Raw genomic sequence first — 16865 nt, 5'->3', positions numbered from 1 at the left:
CGCTACGCTATCAGCGTGGCGCATTTTTACAGGTGAAGAATGAGCGGATCTTGGTTATAATAGGGAATGGAATATTTACATGCCCGCCCTTTTTTCTTCGTCATTTTTGCTTTCACCTTTACTGGTATGGGTAGATTTTCCAAAACTATAATTCAGGGTCAATGCCATTTTATGTGTACCGTACCAATGTGTTAACTGGTTGTTGATAATTGTTTTCTCCCGGAATGTTAGTTGGTAGCGATAGGTATCAAACAGGTCATAGAAATTGAATTTAGCATTGAGTTTCCCCTTTAGCCCACTTTTCTGGATACCCAAATCCAGGCTCGCCATCGGCTTGAACGTATATAAACCATTTCCTGTAGCAGAGCGATAGAAATAAGAAATATCGGATGTAATACCTTTCGGTAAACTAAATACCTGGCTGCCGGAAAGGGTGTAATCAAATACGGGAATAGCGTATGTAGCCGTATGATAAGGGGTAATTTCTTTTTTATAATTACCCCGGACATTGGTGTTCATCTTCCACCAGCGGTTAATCGTGAGCGGGATGCTGACTTCCAGACCACCAAAATCGTTGTAGGGCAGGTTACGACCCAGGTATTCCAGTACATTGGTAACAGGGTCGTATTCAGGATACCGGCCCATGGGATCGGTTTCTCTGCCAACAAATAACGTAACATTAAGGGAGCGCCGGCTATAGGCGATGTTTAGCATATCCGTTTTAGATGGCTGCAAATAGGGATTGCCTACGAAATAATTAAGAGGACTATTGTAGAACCGGAAAGGGTTCAGTTGCGCAAAGTTGGGACGGGTAATACGGCGACTATAAGATACATGCAGTTGCTGTGCGTGTTCAAATGGAAAAGTAAAACTAAAGGAGGGTAGCCAGGTCAGGTAATCTCTGGTGGTCAGTTGGTGTTGAGAAAAAGCATTACCGGTACTATGTGTATGTTCTGCACGTAAGCTGGCGCTATAGCTCCATTTGTTAACCGTTCTTTCATAAGCAACATAGCCCGCTGTAACGTATTCATCATATTGAAAGCTGTTGGTACGACCGCTATCTGGTACAAACACCAACTGCGTGTTGAGTGTGTCGTAGCGTAACTGATTGTTGGTAGTGGTAAAGGCAAACCTGGCGCCGGTGCTCCATTTCCCTTTCCCCAGGCTGCCGGAGAGGTCTGCCTGTACGGAACGTATGAGGATATCATTTTTCAGATCCGTTTTCCAGTAGTCGAGGAGATGATGCTCATCTCCGTTTTTCGTTTGTATATCCTCGTTTTGCCGGTTACTTATTTTTAAGAAAGAAGAAAGTATTTCCACCTGGCTTTTACCCAGCTGTCCGCTATAATTAAGATGGACAGCATAAGTGCGTTGCCGGGGAGTAGCATTATTAGCGGTATAAATATCTGATACGAGGTGCTGCGCACTGGCATCTGTGGTGTGAAGTGTGCTAAGGGAATTGATATGGCGGTTCGACTGATAAGCGCGTCCTATGATTTCCAGGTGATGTGTTTTGGAGAAATTATAATCAGCTCCAAGCTGATAGTTAAAGTTGTTATTGCTGGTAGGAACACTGTTTTTGGTGGCCATGATATTGGTATTGGCCAGGCGTTGCAGCGCTGAATACCTGTAAATGCTGGTTCCGGTGGTATATCCCAGCCGGGCGGTGTAGGAAAGTTTTTGGGTTTTGTAGGTGAGCAGTAAATTGTTGTCAGCCAGTGTATAAGCATTTTGCTGGATGTTACTGCTGAGGTTACCCTTCCATCCCAGGGTAAGGTCACGTTTCAACCGGATATCAATAATGCTTTTGTGTTCCCCATTATATTTGGAAGAAGGGTTATTGATTACTTCGATAGATGCTATCATGTCAGGTGAAAGCCCCGCAAGATAATTTTGTAATTCTTCCGGGCTCATAGGTACCTGTTTACCATCAATAAATATGCTGGGGGCGCTACCTCCGGTCATTTGCATACTGCCGTCGGCATTTATTTGCAAACCGGGTATTTTCTTCAGGATATCGAAGGTATTGGCAGCAGCCGTGAATAATGGATTACCGGAAATATTCAGGATCAGTTTATCGGCCTGTCGCTGCAGGGCGGGCTTTTCTCCATTTACAATTACTTCATTTAATTGACTGGCTATGGCAGGTAGTGAGATGGTGCCCATATCCAGGTGGCTTCCGTTGGTATTTTCCAGTATCACATCTTTATACACCTTACCATATCCAAAAGAAGAGAATAATAAGTGATATCGGCCGCCCCGGAGATCAGATAGCAGGAATATGCCGGTAGTATCAGTTATCGCCCCCTTGATAAAAGTAGAGTCTGAGGAAGACAGTAAGCTAACCGCCACAAATCCCAGGGGGTGTTGGGTATGCTCATCCAATATTTTCCCTTTGATTGTTTTTTGAGCTACAGCAGAAAATGACAGGCATGTCAATAGACAGCATACCAGGCTAAATTTTGTCATCACTAACGATTTCCTGCAAACCTAAAAAGGGAGCGGATAGGGATGGTCTGATATTGGTAAATCAGGCGTTCGGATTTATAAAACCGTACTACAGACTATTGATTATCAAAGACTTTCTTTATAGAGCGCCGGTGTGGTATCTTTTACTTTTCTGAAAGCGGCATAGAAAGTTGACTTGGAATTATAGCCTACTTCGTACCCGATGGCCTCAAAAGTAAGGTGTGTGTTGGTGGTGATTAACTTACAGGCTTCCTGGATCCGGTACTCATTAATGTAGGTAGAAAAACTTTTGCCCAGGTTATCGTTCAGTAATTGTGACAGTTGATGTGGTGTTATATTTATCTGCTTCGCCACATCGTTTAATTTAATATTGGGGTCCTGGTATAACTTCTTATCATGTATTATCTTTTCCAGCTTTTCTATCCACATAGATGCGTCCGTGTCGGCGATCTTCTTTTTCTCCGTTTTGGCAGAAAATCGGATGGGGTCCGATTTTTTGCTGCGGAGATGATAGAAAATGGCCAGGTAAAATAAAACAGATAATGCCACGGGGCCACTGATGTACAGATAACAGGCAATACCTGCCCAGGAAAGCATGAAAATAGTGCAAATAACACAGTTGCTGCCGTATAAGACTAACCAGAATTTTTCTATTGGTGTGAGCGCTGCCGGGTTTACAAAGAGCGTTTTCAACACGCTTTTTAATACAAACCCCGTAGCTACCAGGTAGATTATCCACTGGGAGTAGATAATGGCCACCATAGGGCCGTTCCATATATCAGGATAAGTTTGATAAGGGATAAGGATACCAGTTAACAACAAACTTCCCAGGAGCCCGGCCCATGCCCATTTCCAGGAAGTGGGGAGCACAGTTGTATTTTGTAGTGCGGAACGGAAAAAGTAATACAGCGAAGGCCCAATCAAAAAACAGGCAGACAGTCCTATCTGCACATATATTTTAGGCAGGGAATGATTGAAATATAAAAAAACGGCTTTGATAATCCGAAGACTGAGCGCCAGCAGCAGTATACAGAGAAATATAGTAGACAGCGTTTTCTTCCTTTTACCAAAGAAAAGATAAAGACTGATCATCATCCCATTGAAAGCTCCCAGGGAACTGATAAAAAATAATATTTGCTGACCAATATTCATAGGGGATGCTGCAGGATTTATAAGTGAAATATAAGCGAAATTTTAATAGCCCGGATAGTCCGGTGCCCTGATAAAATTATTTTAGCCGCTATGTACCGGCTGCGCAACAATACTTACCTTGCGCTTCCTTATTTATTCAACCTATGCTAAAGAATTTTTTGCTGCTTTGCTTATGCAGCCTGCTGTTACCCCAGTTACTGCCAGCCCAGTCTCCCGAAATTGTACGTAGTCAGCCTTTTGAGGAACCTACAGGTGGTGCCAACAAGCTATTACTGATGAAGAACGGGAATACCCTGCATTTTCATTTTACCCGTAAGGATGGTATTGAGGTTGTGGTGTACGATAATAAGCATCAGGCGGCTCCCATGGTAACCAACGAGGTAACATCCTGGAACCAGAAGAAAATGTCGGATATCAGGATGGAAGGGTTATACGAAATGAATGGGCAGGCGGTCGTATTTCTGATACAGTATGAGAAAAAAAGAGCTTACCTGTTCCGCTTTATTTTTGACGGAAATACGGGTAAACTTCTTAAAGAGGAAGCGATCAGCGATGCGTCCATCAAAGGGCCGGGTTCAGACCAAAGCACCTTGATAGAGGAGGTAGTTCCCCTTGCTTTTTTTGTACGGAAGGATCCGGAGTCAGAATATTACGCTATCGCCTTCCTGACTTCATTTGACCATGGTCTTGATAGACGACTTTCTGTCATACACTACAGTCCTGATCACAAAGTGCTGAAGGGAGCACTTTATGAACCTCCAACTGAAGCATATAAGCACGTTGATTTTAGGGAAATGTATGTTCATCGGGATGAGTTTGTATTCCTTTCTTCCTATGCTTATAATGCAAAAGGTATAGATGGGAAAGCTCCCAGAGTGATGATTTCCCGGATGAATAAAGACGCAAGGGAATTTGAACATAAATTGCTGGATTACACGGAAGGATATGGAGCACCGGCGGTGGGCATTAAATATAACAAGGCTAATAAAACGTTGTATATGCTTACTGTCACAAATACGAAGAGCAAAAAAGATCCTTATACGATGTATGACGGGAGTCGTGGTTTAATCTTACAAATGAATGTAATTGATCCTTATGCGTTAACCGTAAAAAATAAATATTTCATTGATCACCCTCAGTTGTCGGAGTATGCAAAAGCACACCTGAATTATACAAAGCCTTATTATGGCACTATCCAGGATTTTCGGATAAATAACGATAACACGATTACGCTGATGTACGAAGAACTGGAGACATACGTCAATGTTTCAAGTACTCATGTATCCGCAATCGGCAGATTGGGTGACATAGGTCTGACACGCATCAACGAAGATGGCCGGGAAATGACTGGTAGTTATGCGATTGTTAAGGAGCAGAGCACAAACGGAGGGATTAATCCATTTTTTGTTTACCGCCGCATGAGATCCGGCTGGACATTCTACAAAGGACTCCTGGGCGCTGTTAATGATCATTTCTTCTCTTATGATTATATGTTTGCCAATAACAAAGACTATGTCATTTACAATGCTTTTCCAGCAAGTATAGTAGAAGACAACGAAAGTTTCCGACCTAAATCAAGTATGGTATTTGTCAGTGCAGCCAATACCATGTTAGCTTATTACGATGGCAATACCGTGAAGAAAACATATTTGTTTGGAAAGCCGGAGAATGAGGATGTTTCCAGGTTCAGTGTACTGGAAATGAATACACATAGCGAAGACAATAAATCCTTTGCAACCATGATGATTGAACGGCGTGGAAAATCTAAGCAAGCTTATATAGTTTGGATTACTTTCTAATAATTGTACAGACGAAAAAAAAGCCAGGGTATTTTATCCTGGCTTTTTTTTGTATAAATTCACCTGCAGAATCCGGTAGGTATGGAAGTATTTGGGACAGCCGAACATAAAATCATTCATGGTGATGCCGTACAGGCATTGGAAACTATGGTGCCCGATCATTCCGTGGATCTCATCTTTGCCGACCCTCCTTATAATATTGGTAAAAATTTTAATGGACATATTTATAAATGGGATTCGGAAGAAGCCTACCTTAACTGGTGCTATCAATGGTTAGATCTTTGTCTCCGAAAGCTCAAACCTACGGGTAGTTTATACGTGATGACGGCCACACAGTTCATGCCGTACTTCGATATTTACCTGCGACAGAAAATAAATATTCTCTCCCGGATTGTGTGGAGTTACGATAGTTCCGGCGTACAGGCCAGGAAGTACTTTGGATCTATGTATGAACCTATCTTGTTTGCTGTGAAAGATAAAAATAATTATACTTTCAACGCATCGGATATCCTGATAGAAGCGAAAACCGGCGCCAGGAGAAAATTGATCGACTACCGCAAGTCCGTGCCAACAGCCTATAATACAGAGAAAGTACCTGGTAACGTATGGAATTTTGCCCGGGTACGTTACCGTATGGATGAATATGAAAATCATCCCACACAAAAGCCTGTAGCATTGATGGAGCGCATTATTAAAGCCAGCTCCCATAAAGGAGACCTGGTACTGGATCCGTTTTCCGGTACCTTTACTACCTGCGAGGTGGCTAAAAACCTGGGAAGAAATTGTATAGGCATTGAATTACAGGAAGAATATATAAAGATAGGATTGCGCAGACTGAATCTGGCAGCAGACTATAAAGGAGAGCCGTTGAAACGGGCAACGCGCTCTTTCGAAAATGAGGAGTAATAAATTAGTAAGGTACTATTGAAATAATATTTTTTATGAGACAAATAAAATCGGCGTTGCTCATCTTCGGATGTTTGTTCCTGTTGACCACTAAAGGAACGGCAAAGGATATACGTTTATCTGTACTGCAGCTCAACATCTGGCAGGAAGGCACCATGGTGCCCGGAGGATATGAAGGAATTATAGACCAGGTAGCCAGCATAGACCCGGATTTTATCACCTTAAGTGAAGTCAGGAATTATAACAATACCCGTTTATGTGACCGGTTGGTGGCCTCTCTGGCCCAGAAAGGTAAAAAGTATTATTCCTTTTTCAGCCAGGGATCGGGGTTGCTGAGCCGTTATCCTATTACCGACAGCGCTGTTATATTCAACGAAAGTGGCGCCATTTATAAGCTGGTAGCCAGCGTACAGGGTCGGGAGGTAGCAGTATACTCCGCACATCTCGATTACCTGAACTATGCCGTATACCTGCCAAGAGGTTATGATGGCGTTACCTGGAAGAAGCTGGCAGCACCTTGCACCAACCTGGATACCATTATGACATCTAACCGGGCTTCTAAAAGAGATGAAGGCATTGCGGCATTTTTACAATCTGCCGCAGAAGATATCAGGGAAAAAAGACTGGTATTCCTGGGAGGCGACTTCAATGAAGCCAGTCATCTCGACTGGACACCCGCCACCAAAAACCTCTTCGATCATCATGGTATGGTGGTACCCTGGACCTGCTCTGTGATGCTACAGGACAAAGGATATAAAGACAGCTATCGCGCGCTTTTTCCATCTCCCCAAAAAAATCCAGGGTTCACCTTTCCGGCAGATAATAAGGCCGTAGACGTAAAAAAACTGGCCTGGGCACCAGATGCAGACGAGCGGGAACGAATAGATTACATCTATTTCTACCCGGATAAAAAATTAAAACTGCAGAAAAGTATAGTAGTAGGCCCATCAGGAAGTATTGTGAGAAATCAACGAACAGAAGAGAACGGGAATGATATGTTCCTGCTCCCTGCGGGCACCTGGCCCACCGACCATAAAGGACTACTCAGTGTATTTAAGCTGGAGATATAATGCTGAAATAAAATAATCCATCCTATTTTTGTCAAAGTACAGCTCTCCGCTGTACTTTGACTTTTTAATACGGATACATGCAAATACAGGATCAAAAAATTATTGCAGCCATAGAAGCTATCTGGGAAGAAGCAGAAGTATTATATCAAAAAAGTGACCTGGCCAGGTATGCCCAAAAATTGGAAGAAGCCTGGGAGTTATTACCCCAGCCCCAACAAAGCTATGAAGACAGCTTTCCCCTTGCCGGTGCTATCACTGCCACTTATCTTGAACTGAAAGATTTTCCTTCCATGCTCAGATGGGCGAAAATCCTGCAACAGTGCGATCCGGAGCGGCAAGATGATGGCGAACGGGAATTTATGCTGGGGCAGGCGCTTTTTGAAAATGGGGCCATGGAAGAAGCAACGCAATACCTGGGCGTTGCTATGCAAAAATCTGGTGGACGCGTTTTTGAAGGCGCTGATGAAAAATACCTCCATGTATTTCAGGGACTGGCATCTATGGTAGAAGAGTCCTTACCGGATGATGTATACGAGCAAATAGAAATATTATCAGAAGCCGGCAACGCACTGGCGGACGAAGAAAATTATGATGCCGCGCTGGAGAAGTTTACAACGGCACTCCAATTGTTGCCAATACCCAGGCATGAATGGGAAGCCAGCACCTGGCTCAATGCCAGCATTGGTGATATGCTGTTCTTTAAAGGCGATTTTGCGGCTGCCGCTCCCGCCTTTTATGATGCACTGAATGGCCCTGATGCCCACGCTATTGGCTTTGTACAGCTGCGTTTGGGCGAATGCCTCTATGAACTGAAGCAGGAGCCCCAGGCCCTGGAACATTTAATGCGGGCGTATATGCTGGAGGGAGCAGAAATTTTTGCGGAAGAAGACAGCAAGTATTTTGATTTTCTACAATCAAAAGTGGAATTATAAGACGCAGGTACTAGGCGTCTCCCCGTTCTGCAAATTCATTGATCAATCGCAGGTGATCGCCCAGGGAATACACCGCATCAATGAGCGGAGCATATTTTAGTTGAAAGTTTTTAATTACCAATTGGTTGGCGGCCTCTTTTGCAGTAGGATTAAAAATGCCGGTATCTTCAAAGAGGAAGCCATCCGCTTGTGTGTGGCTGCAGGAAGGGCAATGATTTAACCAATAAGGCCCTTCCGCCGCCGGTTTATAGTGAGGGTAGTAGTCTCTCAGGAAGGTTTGCAGATTGCCTGATATAGCCGATATCTGTTGAAATAAGGTGAAAAAATCCTGTTCCATCCATACCGGCTCATCCCGGTCGTTCATATCTTTCTCGAAAAAATAATTCCCAGCAATAGCAATCAGCCGGTTATCGTGCTGGCAATTCCAGCAAGGCTTTTGTGCATGTACAATCGTGATTTCAGTTGGCAGGATAATAGACGGTTGCCTTTCGGGAATCCACTGGTCAACTTCCATGAGCCGGTCGTATTGATCCTCCGGCAGAAACCAGGTTTGGGCGATCTGATCCCATTGGGCGCCCTTTGCTATAGCATGCTCTTTTTCCGCTAAGGGAACATTCAGTTGTAATGACATAAAGCAGGGTATGACTGGTAGACTCTCTTCCCTGAATATAAGAAAAAAACAGCGGATTGGGATATGCTGTAGCGGACTTTATAATTTCATCATATAGGGATGTTGTCTGGAAATTAACCAGGGGAGGTAGTTTTTCGCCTAAAGTACCATACTCCAATAGCAATGGGAATTAATAGTAATCCCCAATACCAGTATGACCCGGAGGCATGTAGTACTACGGCCTGTGTATTGCCCTGGAAGCTCAGGGCTGCCCAGTAATATGGGAGTTTGTGCAGATCGCTTACTGCAGGGTCGTTCAGCCAGTTTAGTTTGGCTTGTTGTAAGGCTACCGCCGCATTGTTTTGTTTAGACAGCTGGGTATAAAACGATTGCATCAGCAAGGGGGCCGTGGCGTCGTTTACATTCCATCCGGCAGCTACTACCGCAGGAGTGCCCCCGGCCATAAAGGCATGTGCCATGCTTTGTATGCCTTCACCGGTAACCAGGCGCCCATCGCCGGTTTTGCAGGCGCTTAGCACCACCAGCGATGGATGTTGCGATAAGCCACTTAATTCAAACAGGTAAAATGGTGCATCATATAACATAATATGTGGAGCCTGGGTGCTGTCTTTTTTTGTAAAGGCATGTGTACTGATATGTACTACAGCCGACTGTGTTAATGCCTGTTTGAATGCGGTGGTATGGGCTTGTTCGTTCACATACCAGTGACCGTTTGTAATAATAGGTTTTAGTCCTTCCTGCTCTTTTGTTACGCCTTGCAGGTTGGATAATCCGGCTTGTTGCTGTGAGATGAAAAAACCGCTGAAACCTAGTGGCCGGCTGGTTGCCCGCATTTGTAACCACCAGGTACGCAGTGAATAAGCATACGAAATGGTGGCCTGCTTTACCAGGAAGGGCCATTTCCCAATGGCCGGTGTATAGCTGGTATTTGTTACCAGTGCATCAATGGGAATGGTATTCAATATGCCATCTGGCATCAACAGGTAAGTATTGCCTGTTTGCAGTGGATGTTGCGCAAACAGTTGGGTATACAGCTGGTAGGCGGCGTTATAATAGGCTTTTGGGTTATTCAGCATGGCCTGGGGGCCGGCTTCAAAGAATTGCTGAGAAAAACGGATCATGGCATTCGCATCAATGGTGCTGCTATCGATATACCGGATGCCGTGGTTGTCCAGTTCTACGGTATAAAGCGCCTGTTGCCCCGCAAAAAAGGTGCGGATCAGTTGGTGGGGCGCCAGTAAGCCCAGGATGCTATCGGTCGGAAATACGTCTGTATCTGTGCCGGGTGCGGGGTGTATTTTTTTTCGCAGGGTAGCCAGGTCCCAGGCGATCCGCTGTTCCCGTTGCTGCAATAAACTATCCGGATGTCCTGTTTGCAGCGCTTCTTTGCGATAGTACAATTGCGCCTGTTCCAGCAAGCGGATACGTTTATGCAGGGTGTCGTTGCGGGTATATGGTGTTTGCTGCTGCATTTCTTCCCAGAGCAATTGCGATTTGCTGTTTTCCATGAACTGTAGCATAGCCTGCTGGTATTGTGGATGGTGTGTAGCTTGCCAACAGCGCCAGGCGAGGTTAATCGCAGTTTCATAACGGTAGCGGCTATCTGAAATAGCAGTTTCTTTAGCGGCGGAAGAAATGTATTGATGCCGTAGTTCCCTTTCTGCGGCAAAGCATAAACGATACAAAGCAATGGCGGTAGCTGGCTCCTGTATGGACTGATAAGCGTTGGCGGTAGTAAACAACAGGTCCAGTAGGGTATATTCTCCGTAGATGTCGGCACTGTTCAAATGGCGTAGATCCTTGCCCGGTAGTAATAGTTGTGCGCAGCTATCTAACAACGGGAGAGCTTGCCGGGGTTGCTGTTGCAGTAGTTGCAATTTCCCCATGCGTAAAAACAGGCGGGCCTGTTCACGTTTGCGTAACGTACGTTTACTTTCCGGCATCGCAGCTGCCTGGTGGTAATATTGTGCGGCCACAGCAGGTGTGGAGAGATAGATGTCGCCGGCCTGCTGATAGGCCATGAACAACCAGTGTGCGGCATCCGTGTTAGCGGCAGGTTGTTGCCGTAGTAGGGTGATGCTTTGCTGTATACTCTGTTTCGCGGTGTTGTATTGTTGTAGTTGCTGACAGGCGTCGGCTTGTTCAGATAGCAGTAAACCGTAGGTGGCGCTGCGTTTATTGGCCAGTTGGAGGCCTTCCCGGCAGTATAGCAGCGACTGGGATAAGTCGCCCATATTAGCGGCCGTATTGGCCAGGTTGCTGTAGGTAGCAGCCATGGCCTCCCGGTCGTCCAGTTCCCGGGCAAATTCCAGCGCCATACGATGAATGAACAAGGCTTGTTCATAGTCACCCAGCCTGGTGTAGTTGTTGCCTAAGGGTTTGAGGATGTATTCGAGTACCAGACTGGGATCTGTAACCGTGTTATGTTGCCGGCCCCATTCAAAGGCTTGCTGGTAAGCATCTGTAGACGAAATAATATCACCGCTTTGGAGGAGGGCATATCCCAGGTTAATGAGTAGGTCTTGCCAGGCCTGTATTTCTTCGGTGCTGTTGGGAGTGTGCCAGGCGCTGTTGATGGCCTGTTTGAGCTGTTGGGCTTTGGCGGTGGGGGTAGCTGCCGGTAATTGAATTTGCTCATAAATCCAGTTGGCCAGCGGGCGTTTGGTAGTGCCTGGTGTTTGCCAACAGATGAAAAGCCCTGCTACTGCCAGTAGCAATAGTAGATGTTTGGTCAGGGGCGGGTATGATCTTACTTCAGCCATTTATGATAGCTGAAGATAGTATTAATTATAATTTGTAGATGGCATACAGGAAGAATCGATCTTTTGTATCACCACTGAGCTGGTGGAGGTAGCGGAAGCCAATGGCAGGTCCGCTTTTTATTTTTCCCACCTGTATATCGGCAAATGGTGCGGCGTTTAAATCAGCAAACCATTTGGGATTGTCTTTTACCGTGTTGCTGACGGTTTTGGCAAGTACCGAGGGTGTTTGCATCTTAGCGAGATATACTTTCGCTTCAGTGTCTGTGCCACTGTGGATATTGATTTGTGCCATGGCGCCTACACCTACGCCAATCCAGTTATTGATATTGTAGCGAAAATGCAGGGGTACCAATTGCAGCGATTGGCGCGAATGTGTGACAACACTATTCCTGCCGCCAATCAGGTATGTTTCTCCGTTAACGATGGTGTCGCGTTTTTCGCGGGCAATGGGTGTTTCGAAGGTTTCTTTTTCCAGGATACCGGCATAGGCTTCCACCTGGAAGTACGGACGGTCCGGTGCATAGGGTGCCAGTACTGCACCGAGTTGTAACGGCCCCCGTAACGTGTAGTCTTTGCTGTTAGTTAAAATCGTATACCCGGCAACGATGCCTGGGGACAATCCTTTGATAAATTTTGCGGTAGCGCGGTTGGTATAAATAGGTTCGTTCTTGTCGAATATAATAGCGGCTCTGCTGCTGAACGGAATCTTTTTAGGCTTCTTCTTAAATAAAATGGAGTATCGTACAAAGCCTTTGGTAGAGTCTTCATCTGTAACGCCTTCCTGTTGTAATCCGGGTAGGTAAATATTCCGGAACACAAAGTATACGCTGTCTTTGGTACGCACGGTGTCAATGCAGCTTTGCTGCGAATAGGCGGAGTCGCAGGAAATACAGGCGGGGCTGATTTCTTTTAATTGGATGGTTTGTGTATTTAATTGCCGTGGTATGGCAATGCCGATAGCCACTCTTTTGGCGGGGCCGGGGCCGGTATTCTGGAATTGTATTTTATAGGTCAGTTCTTTTTTCTTTCCCATAAAACGATAGTTGATGCGGTGTTTTTTCAGTTGCAGGCGATTGGGGTCGTGGGAGGCTACCACGGCCATTTCCAGTGCGTATACTTCTGGTGTCATTAAGGTGTTGTCGGGTACCAGCATGGCGGTCATGGTCACGGTGGCATTGGTGTCCTGTATCATTTCCGGCAGGGTATGCATATTGAGGAACAGGAACTGTTCTGTGGCTTTGTCCACGTTGCTGTAATGCAATACGGTATGATGACTATACGTTCCCTGCATCGCCTGTAACATGGCTTTGGTAGCGGCGTTGCTGCCGGCCATGATGGGGGTGGCCACGGGACCTTTAGCATAGGCGATATCCGGGTTAGCCGTCGGTGTTTCCAATTGCGTCAGCAGGGCATTGAGTGAGCTGCTGTCTTCTCCATGATAGCTTCTTTTTTCGGCCAGATGAAAGCCGGCGTGTCCAAACTGTTTTTCATTATAAAATAAGAGTAGGGTCCCGCTTCCTATGTCACCGCCGATATTACGGTAGCCGATGATGGCCATAAAGTCTTCTCCTGGCTTGGGATTGCAGTTGGCCTTCATTTCTATATTGCCGCCGCCGTGAAAAAAATGAGAAGCCCAGGCGCTGTTTTTAACCGGCTTCTTAATTTTGATGGGACGGGGCCTGGTGGGTGGGGCTTTGCCATCGTCGTAGTTATTGGTGGCGTATAGCCGTACCTGGTAGGTACCGGTATCTTTATAATGTAATTCAGGTGTTTTGCTGAAGCTAAACGTACCGTCTCCCAATTCCCAGAAGTAAGTGTAAAAGGAAGCAGGGGCTCCGGCTATCTGCCTTAGTGGGCGTAGCTTTGCGACGAGTTGTAAGCTGTCATCTGCTCCCTGTACTACAATTTCAGCAGGTACAGTGTCTTGTGGAAAGGCAGGAGCTGCCGGCTTTTGTGCCATACAGATGTTACCAAGTAACAGCAATAATGTTAGGACAGGGGCGTATCGCATATATCATAAATATAAATAAAGATTATACAAAATGCGCAATAAGTCAACCACGTTGATTGACTTATTGCGTTTCTTTTTTGGGAGTAAGTGTAAACGGATAACAGGCCGTTATTTGGCGTTCATACTTGTAATCAGTGTAAGCAAATCTGTAGCACTTACGGGTTGTAGGTTAAAGCTTACGGTTGTATAGTTGTCTCCTGCGGCAGGAGTGCCGATAGTAGTTGTTTTTTGTTCTGCGTAAAATTGTCCGCCTATAGCACTGATAGCGAGGAAAGTGCCTTCCAGGCCTACCGGGATAGAAGTTTGATAGCTATGGAAACCTTCTTTACCAGCGGGAGGATTTAAGATAACATTGTAGAATTTCACCAGTGTATTGAAATTTTTAGGTTTGAAAAACAGCATCGTCGGTTGTTCTCCTGCATAACTGGCACTGGTTTCCGGGTTGAAATAATTGGTGAAATAAGCCATGACAGTAGTTTTAGGATTAGGCATGGCGGCCAGTCCATCACAGTTTACCCAGCGGATCAGGCTATCCAGGCGGAAGTCCATGGTACCATTGGCGCTATTGAAGAGCGCATAGCTGTTTTGTACCTGGTTCCAGAGCACCCCTGGTCGCACTCTTTGCAACGTGGTAATAGTAACTGGCTGATTAATATAGTTGAAACCATTTTGAGTAGAAGTAACAATGGTATCACCGGTCCACATAGGCACTTCTTTTACACCGTTCGCCACATTATCGCGTGGTTTGGCGGGTACTTGTACACGGATACCTTTACCAGTATCATTCTTCGGTCGCAGGGAAAGATCCTGGTTGTTCTGTGCCGCTTTCACGAAGAACTCCCCAAAGGATACCAGTAGCTGTCCATTCGATGTGATCGTAGGTTTGTCCGCCAAAATCATTTCGCTCACATTGGTCATTTCTTTGATACTGATATCTACCGGACCAGATACTAACCCTCCGTTGGATGTCATAAAAGCGTTGGCGGGGATATTATATTTGGTGCCTTTGCTGGTGGTGATGATACCGCCCATGGCGCCATCTACGGTGAAGTGTTCAAATTTGGGTGCATTCTTGCTGAATAGTTCAGCTAACATCTTTCCATCGAGGCTTTTATCAGGTGTTACTTCATGGCTGTCGTTTTTCCGGCAGGAAGAAAGGATCATGGCAGCTGCAGCCAGACAGGTAATTGTTTTTAAAGAGATAGGTTTCATAAAAATATTTTTTTGTTGAGTAATTTTTTGCTTGTTTGATAGTAGATCAACCGCGCTTTTATTTTGTTACCCCCCTTTTGAAAATATTTTTTAAGAAAGATGTATTTTTAGACATGGCATGTTCCTATCAACCAATGCAAATCAAGCGCAGATGAGTATTCACCCCGATCAGCGATATCTCGATGGCCTGTTAAGGAATGATACCTTGCTGGTACAGGAGATATACCAGCGGTTTGCCGGAAAGATCAAACACCATATTCTGCAGCACCAGGGTACGGAAGATGATGCGGCCGATATTTTCCAGGAAGCTATTATAGATGTATATAACCAGGCAAAGTACAAGCAGCTGCAGCTCACTTGTCCTTTTGAACCTTTCTTTTTACTGATCTGTAAACGGAAATGGCTCAACGAAATAAAAAAAAGAGGCCGGCAACCGGTAACAAAACGCCTGGATGATGTATATGAAGTAGGAGAAGATGTATTTGCTGCCGCAGAACAAGTACTAAAAGAAGAAGCCCAGGCAGGCATGCTGCTGGCCCAGTTCGAAAGACTGGGAGAGAAGTGCCGGGAAATACTCCGGTTGTCCCTGACTGGCGAGGCCCAGGAGAAAATTGCAGCAGTAATGGGAGTTACTTATGGCTATCTCCGGAAAAAAAAATCCGAGTGCATGGCTACACTGTTATCATATATTCAGGCTCAGAAAATTTAAGGTATGGCTGCTTATAATCATGAAGATATCATCCGTTATGAAGACGGGGACATGTTGCCGGAAGAACGGCAACTGTTTGAGGCTGCATTGCAGGAAGATACTGTACTGGCAGCTGCGTTGGCACAGTACCGGGAAGTAAAAACTACTTTGTCGGCCCGTTTGCAGCCGGATCCGCAGCTGGATGCGCTGAAGCATACCTTACAGCAACAACGCTCTGCTCATTTTGGCCGTACCGGCAAAGTGATAGCAATTAAAAAATACCTGACTGCCTTTGGCGCCGCCGCTGCTATACTGGCGGGCGTGCTGATATTCCGCTTTTATACCCGGGATACCAACTATATGGAAAACTATGGCAATATAGAAATGCAGGCGGCCGTAGAACGGGGAAATAACGCTGATAGCCTGTTACAATCTGCTGCCCTTTATTTTAACGAGAAGGACTACACGAAAGTGATTCCTTTGCTGGATGCGTATCTCAAAACCGACAGCAGCAGCCAGATGGCGCTTTATTACAGGGGAATAGCCGCTACGCATACCGGTCAAACGGCCAGTGGTTTAGCAGATCTGAAGCAAGTGTTTGAAGGAGAATCGATTTTTAAATACGATGCCGCATTTTATATAGCGCTGTATTACGCGCAGCAGCAAAACCGGAAAGAAGCGTTGGTATGGCTGAAATTAATTCCAGCCGATGCAGCGGCAGCGGCCAAAGCCGCCGCCCTGGAAAAGGATTTGAAATAAGGCTAGTATTTATCGTCGTTGATTTCCAGCCAGTAGCCGTCCGGATCCCGCAGGTATATCTGTTGTACGCCATCTACTCTTTTATTGATCGCGCCAACCTTACCCGGCCAGTCTTCAAATGCAATATGATTCGCTTGTAATACTTTCACAAAATCAGCCATAGATGGTACGCTGAAGCAGAGGTGTGTATTTTTGTCGTGCGTGGTGGCTTGTGCCGCACCGGAAATAATATGTACCTGTGCATGATCACCTACTTTAAACCAGCTGTGACGGCCATCTTTAAATGGTTCCGGCATAGATTCCAGCCCTATAATATCGCGGTAAAAAACCGTACTGCGCTCCAGGTTCACCACGTACAGCGCCATGTGGTTCAACGAGGGATATCGCTTCGTTTGTCCATTCATGTTAATAGAAATACCAATAAGTGCCAGGATCAGCAGACATCCGGATAATACAAATTGTTTCATAACAACA

Annotated in this window: 13 protein-coding genes; 6 read left to right on the top strand and 7 right to left on the bottom strand. The window is 45.4% G+C overall.

Going from position 1 to position 16865, the window contains the following annotated elements:
* Positions 1-75 precede the first annotated feature (75 nt).
* Complete coding sequence (locus tag AC5ZC7_RS25975) at positions 76-2469, bottom strand: outer membrane beta-barrel protein (protein WP_496158148.1); 2394 nt, start codon at positions 2467-2469, stop codon at positions 76-78.
* Positions 2470-2574: 105 nt separating this feature from the next.
* Positions 2575-3621 carry a helix-turn-helix domain-containing protein gene (locus AC5ZC7_RS25970; protein WP_496158149.1) on the bottom strand — a complete coding sequence of 349 codons (1047 nt, stop codon included), beginning with the start codon at positions 3619-3621 and terminating at the stop codon, positions 2575-2577.
* Between the two features lie 143 nt (positions 3622-3764).
* Between AC5ZC7_RS25970 and AC5ZC7_RS25965 the strand changes: the two genes are divergently transcribed.
* The 4 genes from AC5ZC7_RS25965 to AC5ZC7_RS25950 all read left to right on the top strand — a co-directional run bounded on the left by AC5ZC7_RS25965 (position 3765) and on the right by AC5ZC7_RS25950 (position 8328).
* The gene (locus tag AC5ZC7_RS25965; RefSeq protein ID WP_496158150.1) at positions 3765-5420 is read left to right on the top strand and encodes a hypothetical protein; all 1656 of its coding nucleotides are present in this window, start codon (positions 3765-3767) and stop codon (positions 5418-5420) included.
* Positions 5421-5501: 81 nt separating this feature from the next.
* Positions 5502-6326 (top strand): adenine-specific DNA-methyltransferase, encoded by an 825-nt coding sequence (gene yhdJ / locus AC5ZC7_RS25960; protein ID WP_496158151.1) that lies wholly within the window; start codon positions 5502-5504, stop codon positions 6324-6326.
* 35 nt (positions 6327-6361) lie between these two features.
* Complete coding sequence (locus AC5ZC7_RS25955; protein ID WP_496158152.1) at positions 6362-7396, top strand: endonuclease/exonuclease/phosphatase family protein; 1035 nt, start codon at positions 6362-6364, stop codon at positions 7394-7396.
* 77 nt (positions 7397-7473) lie between these two features.
* Positions 7474-8328 (top strand): hypothetical protein, encoded by an 855-nt coding sequence (locus AC5ZC7_RS25950; RefSeq protein WP_496158153.1) that lies wholly within the window; start codon positions 7474-7476, stop codon positions 8326-8328.
* Between the two features lie 10 nt (positions 8329-8338).
* On the opposite strand, the gene AC5ZC7_RS25945 is transcribed toward AC5ZC7_RS25950, so the two are convergent.
* From AC5ZC7_RS25945 to AC5ZC7_RS25930, 4 genes are all read right to left on the bottom strand, one after another.
* Positions 8339-8959 (bottom strand): DUF5710 domain-containing protein, encoded by a 621-nt coding sequence (locus AC5ZC7_RS25945; protein WP_496158154.1) that lies wholly within the window; start codon positions 8957-8959, stop codon positions 8339-8341.
* A gap of 113 nt (positions 8960-9072) precedes the next feature.
* Positions 9073-11721, bottom strand: coding sequence for a CHAT domain-containing protein (locus AC5ZC7_RS25940; RefSeq protein WP_496158155.1), 2649 nt, complete (start codon positions 11719-11721; stop codon positions 9073-9075).
* A gap of 25 nt (positions 11722-11746) precedes the next feature.
* Positions 11747-13732, bottom strand: a complete 1986-nt coding sequence (locus tag AC5ZC7_RS25935; RefSeq protein WP_496158156.1) for a DUF7849 domain-containing protein — start codon at positions 13730-13732, stop codon at positions 11747-11749.
* A gap of 108 nt (positions 13733-13840) precedes the next feature.
* On the bottom strand, positions 13841-14944 hold the full coding sequence (locus tag AC5ZC7_RS25930; RefSeq protein ID WP_496158157.1) for a hypothetical protein: 1104 nt from the start codon (positions 14942-14944) through the stop codon (positions 13841-13843).
* 151 nt (positions 14945-15095) lie between these two features.
* On the opposite strand from AC5ZC7_RS25930, the gene AC5ZC7_RS25925 reads away from it, so the two are divergent.
* Together AC5ZC7_RS25925 and AC5ZC7_RS25920 are read left to right on the top strand one after the other, a co-directional pair.
* Complete coding sequence (locus AC5ZC7_RS25925; protein ID WP_496158158.1) at positions 15096-15653, top strand: sigma-70 family RNA polymerase sigma factor; 558 nt, start codon at positions 15096-15098, stop codon at positions 15651-15653.
* Positions 15654-15656: 3 nt separating this feature from the next.
* The gene (locus AC5ZC7_RS25920; protein ID WP_496158159.1) at positions 15657-16391 is read left to right on the top strand and encodes a hypothetical protein; all 735 of its coding nucleotides are present in this window, start codon (positions 15657-15659) and stop codon (positions 16389-16391) included.
* Between the two features lie 2 nt (positions 16392-16393).
* Here the strand turns inward: AC5ZC7_RS25920 and AC5ZC7_RS25915 are convergent, their stop codons facing one another.
* Positions 16394-16858 (bottom strand): VOC family protein, encoded by a 465-nt coding sequence (locus tag AC5ZC7_RS25915; protein WP_496158160.1) that lies wholly within the window; start codon positions 16856-16858, stop codon positions 16394-16396.
* Positions 16859-16865 lie beyond the last annotated feature (7 nt).

This window comes from Chitinophaga sp. 9-1-y, from assembly GCF_059511905.2.
Note: the sequence above shows the minus strand (reverse complement) of the source record. Positions and strands in the feature narration are given on the sequence as shown.

Excerpts from the sequence above, each read along its gene's own strand:
- AC5ZC7_RS25970 (WP_496158149.1), bottom strand. The coding sequence starts at position 3,621 with ATGAATATTGGTCAGCAAATATTATTTTTTATCAGTTCCCTGGGAGCT.
- AC5ZC7_RS25935 (WP_496158156.1), bottom strand. The coding sequence starts at position 13,732 with ATGCGATACGCCCCTGTCCTAACATTATTGCTGTTACTTGGTAACATC.
- AC5ZC7_RS25975 (WP_496158148.1), bottom strand. The coding sequence starts at position 2,469 with ATGACAAAATTTAGCCTGGTATGCTGTCTATTGACATGCCTGTCATTT.
- AC5ZC7_RS25945 (WP_496158154.1), bottom strand. The coding sequence starts at position 8,959 with ATGTCATTACAACTGAATGTTCCCTTAGCGGAAAAAGAGCATGCTATA.
- AC5ZC7_RS25915 (WP_496158160.1), bottom strand. The coding sequence starts at position 16,858 with ATGAAACAATTTGTATTATCCGGATGTCTGCTGATCCTGGCACTTATT.
- yhdJ (WP_496158151.1), top strand. The coding sequence starts at position 5,502 with ATGGAAGTATTTGGGACAGCCGAACATAAAATCATTCATGGTGATGCC.
- AC5ZC7_RS25940 (WP_496158155.1), bottom strand. The coding sequence starts at position 11,721 with ATGGCTGAAGTAAGATCATACCCGCCCCTGACCAAACATCTACTATTG.
- AC5ZC7_RS25930 (WP_496158157.1), bottom strand. The coding sequence starts at position 14,944 with ATGAAACCTATCTCTTTAAAAACAATTACCTGTCTGGCTGCAGCTGCC.
- AC5ZC7_RS25925 (WP_496158158.1), top strand. The coding sequence starts at position 15,096 with ATGAGTATTCACCCCGATCAGCGATATCTCGATGGCCTGTTAAGGAAT.
- AC5ZC7_RS25955 (WP_496158152.1), top strand. The coding sequence starts at position 6,362 with ATGAGACAAATAAAATCGGCGTTGCTCATCTTCGGATGTTTGTTCCTG.
- AC5ZC7_RS25950 (WP_496158153.1), top strand. The coding sequence starts at position 7,474 with ATGCAAATACAGGATCAAAAAATTATTGCAGCCATAGAAGCTATCTGG.
- AC5ZC7_RS25965 (WP_496158150.1), top strand. The coding sequence starts at position 3,765 with ATGCTAAAGAATTTTTTGCTGCTTTGCTTATGCAGCCTGCTGTTACCC.
- AC5ZC7_RS25920 (WP_496158159.1), top strand. The coding sequence starts at position 15,657 with ATGGCTGCTTATAATCATGAAGATATCATCCGTTATGAAGACGGGGAC.